Source organism: Corynebacterium appendicis CIP 107643 (genome assembly GCF_030408415.1).
Classification (GTDB): domain Bacteria; phylum Actinomycetota; class Actinomycetes; order Mycobacteriales; family Mycobacteriaceae; genus Corynebacterium; species Corynebacterium appendicis.
The window spans coordinates 817,887-831,041 of the sequence record NZ_CP046976.1; the positions used below are offsets into that span (position 1 = coordinate 817,887).

Here is a 13,155-nt window from a genome sequence, read left to right on the forward strand (position 1 = left end):
GGCTGGCGGGGTTTTTATTTGCGCTCATTGCTGGCCACCGCCCAGGGGCCGAGCGAGACGGTGGATCTGCTGATCACTCAGCGGGGGAGCAGCGGCGGCGATGCGGCTCACGGCCGACTCGATATCCTCAAATGTCGGCTGGCGGCCGGTGGGGCGTTTGAGGGCCTCGAGGTCAGCCCTCTCGATCTTGATGCGCCCACCGATTTTGCTGGCGCGCAGATACCCCTCGGAGATGTACTTGCGGAGGGTGGAGTAGCCGCCGAAACCTTCGGCCACCGCATCCTGCAGGGTAACAAGTGTTTTCTCGTCTTCTAGTGACGGTAAGGCGAATGCGCCCATGGAAACTCCCGGTAGCGTTTCTCCTTCCGTCAAGAAGGCGCTACCGGAGCCAATCGGCGCTCCGGCCCGGGGTCCATCCCCTCAGGCGTGTTCGGCGAGCCCGTTCCGTCGCGCGGGCCAGTGGCGACCATTGTCGCCAGACGTCCAATCCAATGACGCCCCAGGCAATTACTCCCGTCATGCTGTAGATGAAGGATAGTCACACCAGCACAACGTGACGCCAGAATAACACGGATGAGCGGCCCAGAGCGTGACTGAGCGCTGTGAAGTTATAGTTATGTGAAACGTGGTGGTCCAGTTCAACATATAGTGCTCTGCCGTAATTACTCTTCTGATATTGATCAATTTGGGGCTGCGCGTTCAGGTATAAGGAATCGTTTATCCATTAAACTCTCTAAAGCTGGATCTGGAGCGACCTAGTTTATGGGGAGTAACTTGCGCGACTGGAGGCGTATCCCGTGAGGGCTAGAGCAGGCTACATTGACCGAGGTAAGCTGAAGAACTGGGCCGATACTCGTAATTCGGAGTCTGAACTCCCGCGTCTGGTTCGCCGTCTCATCCTTGAAACGACACCGGGGTTGGTCCAGCTAGGGATGCCCGCAGGCGACGGTGTGGCAGTAGGGGATTGGGACGGTTCTGTTCGAGCAACCGAAGCGACGGCTTGGGTTCCAGATGGTTTGTCGGTATGGGAGCTGTCGGTTAATTCCAGCCCTAACAAGAAGGCCGATGAGGACTATTCTAAGCGAACAGACACTCCAGACGGCACACGGACCGCTGAATGCACGTATATCGAAGTGATCCTGCGCACTTGGACGGCACGGGACAAATGGGCTACAAATAAGCGAAACGACCAGGTCTGGAGAGACGTCAAGGCTTTCGGGCTTGATGATATCGAGACCTGGCTTGAGGCCGCCCCAATTACATGGGCGTGGCTGTCGGAAGAACTGGGGCTTTCTCCATACGGACTTCGCACCGGTCTGACCTGGTGGCGAGATTGGGCAGCACAAACGAATCCAACATTGATACCGAAAGTTGTGCTCGCCGGTCGAACTGACACTGCCAAGGATCTTGAAGACCGGCTTGGTTCATCCGGCTCCGTCACTACGATTGCTGGCGCCTCGATGGAGGAAGTATGCGCCTTCATCGCTGCGATCGCCGTCAACCTTGATGACCAGGGCAGCGGCCAGATGCTCGCACGGCTCGCATTCGTCGACGACATATCCACATGGAGGCAGTTGACAACCTCGTCCCAACCGCTCGTCTTGGTCCCTCGCACGCCCGAGTTGGCAAGCGAGATCCCCGCAGGTACTGTGCACAACTTTTGTCTGCCGGTTGTCTCCAACGAAGGTGCCGACGTCACACTTCCAGCGTTGGATGCTGCTGAGGCAGCAGTCGCGCTGACGCGCGCCGGAGTCACAGATAGAGATAGGGCCGATGAGCTCGGTAGGCTCGCACGGCGAAGCTTGACCGGTCTGCGGCGAAACTTGGCTGTAAAGGCCGTCCTGCATCGACCGACCTGGGCTGATGCGAGTCCGTCCCGAAACTTCCGATCAATCCTGTTGGCTGGCTCCTGGGGAGACAATGCAGAAGGGGATCGTTCGATCCTCGAGGCGCTCACGGGAACCGACTACGAGTCGTTTAGAGAGGCGATCACAGGAATAGCCGACAATCCTACCGATCCTTTGGTAATCCGCACTGGCGAAGCTTGGCATCTTGTCTCACCGGTGGATGCTTGGATGCTGTTGGTGCCGAAGCTGACTCACGATGACATGAAGCGGTTCGAGACCATCGTCGAGAGGGTCTTCGCAGAGGACGATCCGGCCCTCGACCTACCGCGGGATCAACGGTGGAGAGCATCGATTGATGGCAAAACCCGTCGCTACTCCGGTGACCTCCGCCGCGGCCTCGCTCAGTCGCTCGCTCTATTGGGAATGTACGGCGAAACTGTCGTCTTGTCGGGTGGAGTATCAGGGTCAGACTTCGCAAACTATCTGGTTGGGAAGCTACTCGAATGGGCGTCGACAGATGATACCGGGCGAGCGTGGCAATCACTAGCTGACATCTTGCCCCTCCTCGCTGAGGCCGGGCCGGACGCCTTCCTCGATGCGGTCAGTGCAGCAACAGCGGGCGATGCCCCTCTATTGGCCACCATGTTCCAGGACAACGCCGACGAATCGGGAATCTTCTCGGGCGGAACTCCCCACAGCAATCTGCTGTGGGCGCTCGAGTGCGTGTCCTGGTCCTCTGATCATTTCGGACGTGCTGTCGATCTCCTGGCACGCCTTGACGAGATCGATCCGGGTGGTCGGCTTGCTAACCGTCCCGCGGCCTCTTTGGCTGCAATATTCCGCCCGTGGCATCCAGATAGCTCTGTCGATCCTGACCGGCGACTTATTGTCCTCGACACGTTGCGCCGAAGACGCCCTGGCGTCGCCTGGAAGTTGGAGTGCAGCATGCTTCCTGAGGGGCACGGGACACATTTCCCGATTAGTACACCTGCGTTCCGAACTTGGAGGCCGGACAAACTATCTGTGACATACGGCGAATTCTGGAAGATGACGACCGCCGCGGTAGAGCGTTGCATCGAAGATTCTGGTCAGGATGCGCAGCGCTGGTCAACGATCCTTTCTCACACGGCAGAGTTACCACCAGCAGACCGAGCGCGAGTGGTGGATGCTCTCGAATCGATGGCCGACCAGCCGCAGTTTACGGCTGACTTTCGAGAAGCGGTGTGGCGAACCCTGGTGGACCTCATCGGCCGTCACCGCAAGTTTCCGGATGCTGCCTGGACACTTCCCGACGAGGAACTCGGCAAGCTCGACGCACTGGCAGCGCGCTACCAGCCGAGGTCTGCGTATGTCCGACTGATCGGACTCTTTCAATCATGGACTCCGTATATCGGCGCTCACAAACAAGATGATTATGAAGCCTTTGAACGTGAGTTCGGGCGCCGACGCGTCCAAGCCGTAGAGAAGATCGAGGCCGAGGGCGGTTTTGACGCCATCACGAGACTGGCACGAGACGCGTCGGTGCCGGGGGCCGTTGGTATCGCCTTGGCGAAAATCGGCTCGTCGCACGATGATGAGTTGCTCGGTTGGTTGACGTCTGCCGACCAGGATCTCGCCAGCACCGCGATGTCGTATTTCTCGACTCGCTATTCCCTAGAAGGTTTCGCTCTGATCACAGACTTCCTTGAACAGAGCGATCTTACGGTCGATCAACGTGTTCGACTCCTGCTTGTCGCGCGCGACAACCTCGCGGAGGTATGGGCTCTGGTTGATACGGACCCGGATCTTGAGGCCCGGTACTGGAGGGCATTCCAGACAATCGGCTTGGGGCAAGACATTGACAAGATCGACGAGATTGCTGAGCACTTGATCCAAGTTGGCCGCCACGCCGACGTTGTACATCTCATGAGCATGTACACCCACATCGACAAGGACGGTCCGCGTCCCCAGGTAGCGAAACTCATTGTGCGAGCACTGGACGGGCTCCTGGCAGATCAAACTCCATCTGCCGCTGCTCGCGATCTATCGTCCTATGATTTTCAGCGGCTCTTCGCCTACCTCGAAGCTATGCGCGAGCACCTTGAGCCTGGCTGCCTTGTTCGACTGCAGTGGTCGTACCTTCCGGCGCTCGGTTATGACGCGAGAGTCCCAGCGCTATCCGAAAGCTTAGCTGCCGACCCTGCAAAATTCGTCGAGATCGTGTGCACTGTTTACCGTGCCCGGCCGAGCGGTGAGGACGAAGAAGGCGCCGAGGACCCGGCTGGCGAAGAACAACACGACGCTTCCCTGGCAACCAATGCGTACCGCTTACTCAATGCATGGGACACACCGCACGGCCTCGTCGATGGCGTCATGAATGCCGAGGTGCTTCGAGCCTGGCTTGATCGAGCTATGGAGCTCCTGGCTGAACGAGGCCGGACCGAGGTCGGCCTGCAGCAGATTGGCCAGGTTCTCGGCCACACCCCACCAGACGCTGACGGCACCTGGCCGGGCAACGTCGTGCGGGATCTCATTGAAGAAGTGCAGCTTGATCACATTGAGACCGGCTTGTACCTCTATATCCTTAATAGTCGTGGAGTTACTAGTCGCGGCTTGGAAGACGGCGGCGAGCAGGAGCTCAGGCTTGCTGCGGACTATCGAGTCAAGGCCCAAGCATTCGCCGACATCGCGCCTCGAGTGGCTGGTTTGTTTAGGAGAATCGCTGTCTCGTACGAAAACGACGCACGACGGAACGAGGAGGACGCAGAACGTTTCCGGCGCGGGCTGCACTGAGCGGCATAAATCGCGTCACACAGCGAGTTTGCAGGACACTGTGAGCTGGAGTGTGTATGCACATCGCTCGAGACGTTATAAGGATATGGAATGTGGTGGACTTCAAGTTCAACGTCTAGGGCCGTGGCAAGTCGGTAGCACGTTTTTCGATTCGACGCTTTGGGGCACTACCGGGGCTACCGGTGGTCTTCTTAGATTGAGCGGTTCAGATTTCCTAACCTAAAGCTCGTTTGAGCGTGCTATCCGCTGGTGTGCCTCCGATGCTGCTGCTCATAAGGTGGCGGGCGCTCCATGAATACAAGGCGTAGGTCGCGCCTGAGGTCAGGCCGAGGAGGATGCCGTGGCTGACTGAGTCGTAGTCCGAGTTTCCGCACCCCCTGGCCTCTGGTATACGCGCTAGCCCCGCTCGGGGTAGCGCACGAGGAGATCGTAGCCGATGACTGCGCCGTCGTTGAGCGTTGCCTCGCTCACCTTCGCCCCGGCTGCACCCAGGCCCATAATGTGGCCAACCTCGTCACCGTGGGCGATGAGGTGGCCGCGATGATACGCCGGTGGCAGCGCCACCACACCGCCTCTGCGCACATGATCGCGGTGGGGGTTTCGGCGGCGTTCGCCCGTAGCTGCGAGATCGCGTCCGAGAACTCCTCGCCCAGCGCATGGTTGGCGTAATTGTGGAAGCTGCGGTTACGCCAGTTGCCGTTAACCTCAAACGGCACCGAGTGGGACACGTTGCGCCGCCCGGAGAGGCCTCGCTTCTGCTGTAAGTGATGCCACATGTTGGAAGGTGTTCGGCAAGGTGGTCGCCGTTGAACCACGGGTACTTCCTGGACCCGGGCAGCTTGCGCACATCCACGATGGATGCCACACCGGCAGCCTTGATCATTTCAGCGAAGTCCTCGAACTCGAGGTTGGAGTGGCCCACGGTGAAAATGCGCATGTCGCCAATGCTACGCGCCAAGCGGTTACACCCACATCGGCGTCCAGGTATCGTGCACCGGCAGGTACTCGGACCGGTAGAACGCGGGGGTAGCAGGGAGGACGTTTAATGCATTCGCGCCCGCCTTTGCGCGGCATCAATCCTATTTACGGCCGAGCGTTCCGCACGGACCGTTCGGTTAAGTTTCAACGGATCGCTTGGGCGACATCGAAAGCCTGAATTAACCGTATGTGGGGCGAATCCCATGTACGTCTTGTTAAAGGACGCTGCTGCACGATGAGCGGGGGCTGAGGCTACCTGGTGTGCACTCTATCTTTGCCGCACATAACCGGGTGTGGTGGTTTTAGCTGCTATTCACGAATGAGAAGGTTTCTTTGCGCCGACACGCCGTGGAGTTCGAATTCAACGTTTAGCGTTTAACGCTGTTACCAGCGGAGGTACTCTCCCACCACAGCGCCTCCGAGTTCGTTGAGGTCGGGTGCGACGACGTTGGCGCCGGTGCGGTTGGCGAGGGCATCGATAAGCGAAACAAGCCCTGGATCATCCCCGAGGCGGAAGAAGGTGATCTTCGTCCCGCGTTTGGTCACCGTGTCAAGCGCATCGACTGTGCGCGCGAGCGTGATGCGGTCGGTCGGCCAGTTGAAGTAGGCCTCGCCCCATTCGGTCAGGATAGAGGTCGGCTCGCCGTCGGTGACGATGAGAAGCGTCGGGTCGTAGTTGGCGTGGCGGTTGAAGAACTCGTTAGCGAGAAGCAGCGCGTGCTGCAGGTTGGTGCCCTTTTCCTGCATCGGCGGCAGGGCGGTGAGTTCTTCGATCGTCAGCGTCTGCGCGTAGAGGCCGAAACCGATCAGCGCGAGCTCGTCGCTGCGGAACTGAGTGGTGATGAGGTGGCTCAGCGCTAGCGCGGTCTGCTTCATCGGCGTCCAGCGGCCTTCCATCGCCATGGAAAAGGAGGTGTCCACAAGGAGTGCAACGGCGTTTTTCGTACGCGCTTCGGTTTCGACCACTTCGATGTCGTTCACGGTGATCGCGAACGGCTCGCCGCTGGCGGCGCTGCGCTGGAGCGCGTTCGTGATGGTCCGGGTGGTGTCCCACGCCTGAGTGTCGCCGAACTCCCAAGGGCGGGTGCCACCGGTGGGTTCGCCCTGCTGACCGGCGAGGCGGGAATCGCGCTGGCCGCGGGATAACTGGGAGGTCGCGCCCTTCAGCAGCTCTTTGCCCAGCATGCGCAGCGCTTTCGGGGATAGCTGCAGCGACCCGGACTCGCCCTTGTTCAGCAATCCGGAGTCGCGCAACGCTTTCTCCAAGTCGCGCAGATGTTTAGCGCTGGTGGCGGTGTCAGCGCCTAAGAGGTCGGCGACCTCGTCCAAGTCAATGTCTCCGGGGCGTTCACCTCCGAGGGTGGCGGCGAGCTCGTCGAGGCGCCCGAGGTCGCGCATCGCGCGGGTGGCTTCGCCCAGGCCCATGCCGCCTGATGCCTCGTCGCCGTCGAACGATTCGGACCCGGTCCAGTCCAGGTCGGGGCGGATGCCGCGCAGGTTCGCATCCAGCTCGCCAACGAGGTTCATCAGCTCCTCCGAGCCGAAGGCTTCGGCCGCGAGCTGCATGAGTTCGGCGCGCTGATCGGGCGTCATGGAGTTGAGCAAGCGCTGGGCTGCCGCCGATCGCTGCGCAAGTAGCTCCACCAACTCCTCGATGTTGCGGGGGTTCTCTGGAAACTGATCCCCGTGCTTGGCCATGAAATCCTGAAAGTCCTGCTCCGTGGCCATGCCGGCGCGATGCTTGCCCAACAGCACGTTGAGATCGCGAAGCATCTCGGCGACGGATGCGCGATCTTCATCGGTGGCACCTTCCAGCGCCTCTTTCATGCCGGCGAAGCGCTGGTCTAAGAGTTCGCGGCCGATGAGGTCTTTGATCTGCTGGTACTTCTCGCGCGCTTCTGAGGAAGCCCAGTCGTAGCCGTTCAGTTCAGTCACCGCCGCCGCGGGGGAGACGGGCAGGTTGTCGAGTGTCATCTCCCGCATTGTGCGGTCGAGATCGTCCATATCCACATCGCGGGCGAGTTGGCCGCGTTCGGCGAGCACCGCTTCGTCGAGAAGCTTCTTCGCTTCCTGGAGCGTGCCCCCGAGGTTGGTCTTGTGCAGCAGCTCCTTGCGGCGCTCCGCGATTTGGCGCAGGAAGTCGTCGTAGCCCTCGCGGCGCAGATACTCGCGCATGGCCTGCTCGGTGGAGTAGCCATACATGACGTCGTCGGCAATGGCGCGCACCGCCTTGGTCAGGTCGGGCGGTGGGGCGAGTGGATCCGGGCCCGGGGTGTACCTGCGGTACCTGCGTTGCTTAGCCATAGATGCTCTCACCTTCGCCGGAGTCCTTCGAAATCTTTTGGGTGAGGTAGAGTGCCTCCACCGCGAGCTCGATGGCACTAGCGCGCTCGCCCTCGCTCTCGGCGTTGAATGTCGAAGCAATGTCTTCGTAAAGCGTGCCTTCGAGCTGGGGCAGGCCGTTGAGGAATTCTGCCGCCGTAATGTTTTCTCCAGTGGTGATGAAGGTGGAGCCGTCGAGCGCCTCGATCAGCGGGGTGAAGTCGAGTCCCTTGATCCGGGGGCGAAGAGCTTGAGCCACGGAGTTGCGCAGCAGGTACTCGAGGATGTCCCACACGCGGCCTTCCTCGCCGTGCTCGAACTCCACCTTGCCGCCGAGCACGTCGACGGCGGCCTCCAGGTCCACTAGGCGCGCGACCGGGGCCTCCCCGGTAATGGCGGCGCGGCGGGCAGCGGAGGCTGCGACTGTCTCGGCGCCGGCGACGGCGAAGCGGGCCGAGACGCCGGCACGCTGGTTCACCGCGTCGGATTCGCGCAGCGCGCGGGTGAACCGGGCGAGGGCTTCCATAATGGTTTGCGGAACATTGGCCGTGAGCTGTGATTCCTGCTCGATGACGCGGATCTCGTCGTCCAGCTCGACGGGGTAGTGGGTGCGGATCTCAGCGCCGAAGCGGTCCTTGAGCGGGGTGATGATGCGCCCGCGGTTCGTGTAGTCCTCCGGGTTCGCCGACGCCACCACTAGCACGTCCAGCGGCAGGCGCAGCATGTAGCCGCGGATCTGGATGTCGGCTTCCTCCATTACGTTGAGCATGGCCACCTGGATGCGCTCCGCCAAGTCCGGCAGTTCGTTGATGGCCACGATGCCGCGGTTGGAGCGCGGGATGAGGCCGTAGTGGATGGTCTCCGGGTCGCCCAGGCGGCGGCCTTCGGCCACGCGCATCGGGTCCACGTCGCCGATCAGATCCGCCACGGAGGTGTCCGGGGTTGCCAGCTTCTCGGAGTAGCGGGCCTCGCGCGGGATCCAAACGATGGGCAGCGCGTCCCCTTCATCCTTGACGCGGCGCTTCGTGGCGTCCGTCACCGGGTTCAGGGGGTGTTCGCGCAGCTCGGATCCTTCGACGGCGGGCACAAAGGCGTCGAGAAGCAAAGGAAGCGTGCGAAGCAGGCGGGTCTTGCCCTGGCCGCGCTCGCCGAGCAGCACGATGTCGTGGCCGGCGATGATGGCGCGCTCGACCTGCGGCAACACGGTGTGCTCGAGGCCGTGGAGGCCGGGCCACGGGTTTTCGCCGGCGCGCAGTATGGCGATGAGGTTGTCGCGCATCTCTTCGCGCACGGTCTTGTAGGTGTAGCCGGCGGCCTTGAGCTCGCCGAGGGTGGTGATGGATGGCCAGGAGTTGGGCGCTTCAGTCATGCCGGCCAGGGTACGCGTGTTTCCTGGGTGGGTATCCGCGATGGCTTATCATCCCTTCATGGCCACCATCTACCTCATTCGCCACGGCGAGACCCCGACGACCGGCAAAATCCTTCCTGGGCGCGCGCCGGGGTTGCACCTTTCGGAGAGGGGGTGCATGCAAGCTGCGGCTGTGGCCCAGCAACTCGCCAGCGTGGACGCGGTGTACTCCTCACCGCTCGAGCGCGCTCGGGAGACTGCCTTACCCACCTGCGAACGGTTCCAAAAAGAGCTCGTGCTTGACGACGGCCTGCTGGAAGCGGATTTCGGCACATGGACCGGCGAATCCTTGGCCGACCTTGCCACGTTGCCCGAGTGGCAGGTCGTGCTGAGGCGGCCTGGGGAGTTCCGCTTCCCTGGCGGTGAGTCGTTCGTGGAGATGCAACACCGCGTAGTAGGTTGCGTGCGCACGATCGCGGCGCGGCACCCGGGCGAGGCGGTGGCCTGCTTCACCCACGCCGACCCGATCAAGGCGGCGTTGGCGCATTTCACGGGACGGGGGTGGGGCGCGTTCCAGCAGATCCCGGCGGAACCGTGTTCGGTGTCGGAGCTTGAGCTGTGACCGCGAATGAGCTGCTTGAACTGCTTCAACACGGCGAGGTCGGTTTCGTAGGCCAGCTCGCGGAGTCCTCGAACCTCACGGTGGTTGTGGACCTCACGCTTGCTCGCGACAGTGGCCGAGAGGACTACTGCTGGGGCATCTTCAAGCCTGAGGCGGGGGAGCGTTACCTCCACGATTTCCCGGTGGGGCTGTGGCGGCGCGAGCGGGCTGCGTACCTGCTCAGCGCGTGGCTGGGCTGGGACATCGTGCCGCCCACGGTGGTGCGCGAGGTGGGCCCGCTCGGTGTCGGGTCGTTGCAGTACTACGTGGACAACGACGGCTCCCACTATTTCCCGCTGTACGAGACCCGCCCCGACCTGCATCCCCAGTTACTGCGCATGGCTGTTTTCGACTTATTGGTGAATAACACGGACCGTAAATCGGGCCACGTTTTGCTCGCCCGCTCGCAAAACGCTAACGGCGTTGACCACGTGTGGGGCATCGACCAGGGACTGTGCTTTCACCATGATCCGAAGTTGCGCACCGTGATCTGGGACTTCGGGCACGAGGCGATCCCATCCGAGCTGGTGGATGCGGTCGAGCCGCTCGCGGGGGAGGTGCCGGAGGAGGTGGCGTCGTTGTTGTCACCGGAAGAGGTGGCGGCGTTGAAATCGCGCGCCTCGCGCATCGTGCGCCTGCCGTGGTTGCCCGAGCCCCAGTCCGAGTTTCCTTACCCCTGGCCCCTGGTGTAGGCGCTACTCCCGCGCGGGGTAGCGCACGAGGAGGTCGTCGCCGACCACGGCGCCGTCGTTAAGCGTTGCTTTGCGTATCGACGCACCTTCGGCCCCCAACCCCATCACGTGCTCCACCTTGTCCCCGTGGGCGAGGAGGTGGTCGGCGATGATGCGGCGGTGGCAGCGCCACCACACCGCCTCGGAACACATGATGGCGGTCGGCGTGTGAGCGGCGTGCTGGCGCAGTTTCTCCAATGCTGTTGAGAATTCTTCACCCAGGGCGTGGTCGGCGTAGTTGTGGAAGCTGCGGTTTTGCCAGTTGGCGTTGACCTCGAACGGGATCGTCTTGGATACGTTGCGCCGCCCCGCCAGACCCTCGTTCTTCATGTAGTCGATGCCGTGCTCGGGGAGGTGCTGGCTGAGGGCGTCGTCGTTGAACCACGGGTACTTCCGTGAACCGGTCAGCTTGCGCACATCGACGACTGCCGCGACCCCGGCTGCCTGAAGCATGCGCACGAACTCGTCGAATTCAAGGTTGGAGTGGCCGACGGTGAAGATGCGCATGGGTGCCACCGTACCCCGAACCCGAGGTGCTCTTGAGCGGAGCCGCCTAAATCAGACCCGCTGGGCGAGATCGGGGTAATGTACGACCACTCCGTCACTGTCCACTTCTAATTCGACATCGACTCCACGTGTTCCACTTGCGTAGCGGACTGTCTTAGAGTCGATTGAGCTGTAGTACTGGTCCGAAGCGATCACTTCTAGCGATGGCATATCAATCCAGGCCATGATGAGTTGCGTCTTAGGAACCTGAGCTTCCAAAAGCCCCAAGCGGCGAATGGGCATCGTGTTCGTGAGCGGGCAAAGGCCGAGGTCGCAATCCAGCGCGTCTTCCAGGTCTGCTGAACGAACAATTCCGGGGGAGGGCAGATTTGTTGGCGGGGTCCCCTCTTCTTTGGTCTGCGACGACCATACGACCTGCTCGGACCTGACGAGTTTGAGGCTCCGCTCCCAACCATCGCCTTCAACGTTCACCGTCACATTTTGGGTGACCCAGTTCTCCGTGGCCTCTAGTGCCCAGGTTGCCTGGTAACCCTCTCCGTGTTGTACTCCGGTGGCCGATAAACCGGCTCCGTCAAACCGAACCGTAGCCTCGTTCTGGATGACGGGGTTGTCGATGTGCACCCACCTGTAGCTACGTTCCATGGTGGTTAGTCTATCGAGAGACCGCGCATGGGAAAGCGGGTAGTCGACTGCAACTGGGCCCGAGAAGAGTGTTGCGGGTTCTGCAGTTTTTCGGGGGACGCTGGCTACACTCGCGGGCATGAAGCGCTTGTCCATCAGAATGGTGGCGGAGATTGTGGCCTCCGCCGGTGTTGTCCCGCCTGCGTGCGGTGGCCCGCGCCAGAATGACCGTCAGGCGGCGCTTGAGGTCCCTACGGGTGCAATGGCGGTGCTCTCCAATGACTGAGCACCACACTGCCATCGTCGTCGGCGGTGGCCAGTCCGGTTTAGCCACGGCCTATTATCTGCGGCGCTTCAAAGTGGATTTCCTGGTCCTGGACAACCAGGAAGAAGCTGGCGGAGCATGGTTGCACGCATGGCCTTCGCTGACGCTTTTCTCTGCCGCGGGGTTCTCTAATCTGCCCGGCTGGCCTATGCCGCACTACCCGGGGTATCCGCCGGCACACCATGTCATCGACTACCTGGAACACTACGAACAGCGCTACGACATCCCAGTTAGGCGCCCCGTACACGTCCGCAGCGTGTCTTGTGATGGTGGGGTGTTTCATCTGGACACGTCTGCGGGTCAGTTCACAGCGGAGCACGTTGTCGCGGCCACAGGCACGTGGTCCGCGCCTTTCGTGCCCCACTATCCCGGCACCTTCCGCGGCCGCCAGTGGCACTCGTCGATCTACCCCGGGCCGGAACCATTCCGCGGTGCGAAGGTCGCGGTGGTCGGTGGGGCGAATTCGGGTGCTCAGATCGCCGCGGATCTCATCGGGACGTCGGAGGTCACATGGTACACACGTGAGCAACCGCGCTGGATGCCTGACGACATCGATGGCCGCGATCTCTTTCTCAACAGCCGCCGCCGGATTCTCGGCGGCGATCCCGGCCCGAACCTCGGGGACATTGTTGCGCTTCCTCATCTACGTGAGCTCCGCAACTCCGGTCAGCTCACCGCTACCCCCATCTTCGATAGCTTGAGCGAGCTCGACCACGACCACCTGATCTGGTGCACTGGTTTTCGTCCGGCCCTCGGCCCATTCCGCCACCTCATGCGCGGCCGCGAACCTGAAGTGGGGAATCTGCATCTAGTCGGTTACGGCAACTGGACCGGCGACGGCTCGGCAACGCTGATGGGTGTGGGGCCCTTTGCCAAACACACTGCCCAGATAGTCGCGGGCCGTGTCGATGAAGCTCGGTAGCACTCCGAATGAATGTCCGCGGTATCAAGACCGCTGAACTATTCAAGTTGCGGGGCGGAAAGAGTCTTGCAGTGACGCTTGGTCGCTGAGCAGTTCGATCCTTCCACGGTCCGCGTTGGAG

At 61.6% G+C, this 13,155-nt stretch carries 10 protein-coding genes and 1 pseudogene; 5 read left to right on the plus strand and 6 right to left on the minus strand.

The genetic code is table 11. The features are described 5' to 3' along the window. Nucleotides 1-24: 24 nt before the first annotated feature. On the minus strand, nt 25-276 hold the full coding sequence (locus CAPP_RS04175) for a helix-turn-helix domain-containing protein (RefSeq protein WP_234959008.1): 252 nt from the start codon (nt 274-276) through the stop codon (nt 25-27). A gap of 656 nt (nt 277-932) precedes the next feature. On the opposite strand from CAPP_RS04175, the gene CAPP_RS04180 reads away from it, so the two are divergent. Continuing rightward, entirely contained in the window at nt 933-4,619 is a 3,687-nt protein-coding gene (locus tag CAPP_RS04180; RefSeq protein ID WP_143313940.1) for a hypothetical protein, read from the plus strand. 396 nt (nt 4,620-5,015) lie between these two features. Here CAPP_RS04180 and CAPP_RS11200 read toward each other — a convergent pair. From CAPP_RS11200 to CAPP_RS04205, 3 genes and pseudogenes are all read right to left on the minus strand, one after another. Further along, nucleotides 5,016-5,556 (minus strand): annotated as a pseudogene (locus CAPP_RS11200) (DUF488 domain-containing protein). A 425-nt stretch (nt 5,557-5,981) separates the two neighbouring features. Next, nucleotides 5,982-7,901, minus strand: coding sequence for a vWA domain-containing protein (locus CAPP_RS04200; RefSeq protein ID WP_076599999.1), 1,920 nt, complete (start codon nt 7,899-7,901; stop codon nt 5,982-5,984). Further along, complete coding sequence (locus CAPP_RS04205; RefSeq protein WP_076600000.1) at nt 7,894-9,288, minus strand: MoxR family ATPase; 1,395 nt, start codon at nt 9,286-9,288, stop codon at nt 7,894-7,896. The genes CAPP_RS04200 and CAPP_RS04205 overlap by 8 nt, the downstream gene beginning before the upstream one ends. A 58-nt stretch (nt 9,289-9,346) precedes the next feature. On the opposite strand from CAPP_RS04205, the gene CAPP_RS04210 reads away from it, so the two are divergent. Together CAPP_RS04210 and CAPP_RS04215 are read left to right on the plus strand one after the other, a co-directional pair. Then, nucleotides 9,347-9,889: a histidine phosphatase family protein gene (locus CAPP_RS04210; protein WP_076600008.1), complete on the plus strand. Its 543-nt coding sequence runs from the start codon at nt 9,347-9,349 to the stop codon at nt 9,887-9,889. Continuing rightward, nucleotides 9,886-10,620 (plus strand): SCO1664 family protein, encoded by a 735-nt coding sequence (locus tag CAPP_RS04215; protein ID WP_076600001.1) that lies wholly within the window; start codon nt 9,886-9,888, stop codon nt 10,618-10,620. The genes CAPP_RS04210 and CAPP_RS04215 overlap by 4 nt, the downstream gene beginning before the upstream one ends. A gap of 3 nt (nt 10,621-10,623) precedes the next feature. On the opposite strand, the gene CAPP_RS04220 is transcribed toward CAPP_RS04215, so the two are convergent. Together CAPP_RS04220 and CAPP_RS04225 are read right to left on the minus strand one after the other, a co-directional pair. Beyond that, nucleotides 10,624-11,166, minus strand: a complete 543-nt coding sequence (locus tag CAPP_RS04220; RefSeq protein ID WP_076600002.1) for a DUF488 domain-containing protein — start codon at nt 11,164-11,166, stop codon at nt 10,624-10,626. Nucleotides 11,167-11,217: 51 nt separating this feature from the next. Beyond that, complete coding sequence (locus CAPP_RS04225) at nt 11,218-11,808, minus strand: putative glycolipid-binding domain-containing protein (protein ID WP_084560788.1); 591 nt, start codon at nt 11,806-11,808, stop codon at nt 11,218-11,220. Between the two features lie 118 nt (nt 11,809-11,926). On the opposite strand from CAPP_RS04225, the gene CAPP_RS04230 reads away from it, so the two are divergent. Both CAPP_RS04230 and CAPP_RS04235 read left to right on the plus strand, forming a co-directional pair. After that, nucleotides 11,927-12,073 carry a hypothetical protein gene (locus CAPP_RS04230; protein ID WP_159437748.1) on the plus strand — a complete coding sequence of 49 codons (147 nt, stop codon included), beginning with the start codon at nt 11,927-11,929 and terminating at the stop codon, nt 12,071-12,073. Continuing rightward, nucleotides 12,066-13,034 (plus strand): NAD(P)-binding domain-containing protein, encoded by a 969-nt coding sequence (locus CAPP_RS04235; protein ID WP_076600003.1) that lies wholly within the window; start codon nt 12,066-12,068, stop codon nt 13,032-13,034. Before CAPP_RS04230 ends, CAPP_RS04235 begins: the two co-directional genes overlap by 8 nt. Nucleotides 13,035-13,155 lie beyond the last annotated feature (121 nt).

Bases quoted from the DNA above. Each gene is read 5' to 3' on its own strand.
- CAPP_RS04205 (WP_076600000.1), bottom strand. From the start codon at position 9,288: ATGACTGAAGCGCCCAACTCCTGGCCATCCATCACCACCCTCGGCGAG.
- CAPP_RS04235 (WP_076600003.1), top strand. From the start codon at position 12,066: ATGACTGAGCACCACACTGCCATCGTCGTCGGCGGTGGCCAGTCCGGT.
- CAPP_RS04180 (WP_143313940.1), top strand. From the start codon at position 933: ATGCCCGCAGGCGACGGTGTGGCAGTAGGGGATTGGGACGGTTCTGTT.
- CAPP_RS04210 (WP_076600008.1), top strand. From the start codon at position 9,347: ATGGCCACCATCTACCTCATTCGCCACGGCGAGACCCCGACGACCGGC.
- CAPP_RS04220 (WP_076600002.1), bottom strand. From the start codon at position 11,166: ATGCGCATCTTCACCGTCGGCCACTCCAACCTTGAATTCGACGAGTTC.
- CAPP_RS04200 (WP_076599999.1), bottom strand. From the start codon at position 7,901: ATGGCTAAGCAACGCAGGTACCGCAGGTACACCCCGGGCCCGGATCCA.
- CAPP_RS04230 (WP_159437748.1), top strand. From the start codon at position 11,927: ATGAAGCGCTTGTCCATCAGAATGGTGGCGGAGATTGTGGCCTCCGCC.
- CAPP_RS04225 (WP_084560788.1), bottom strand. From the start codon at position 11,808: ATGGAACGTAGCTACAGGTGGGTGCACATCGACAACCCCGTCATCCAG.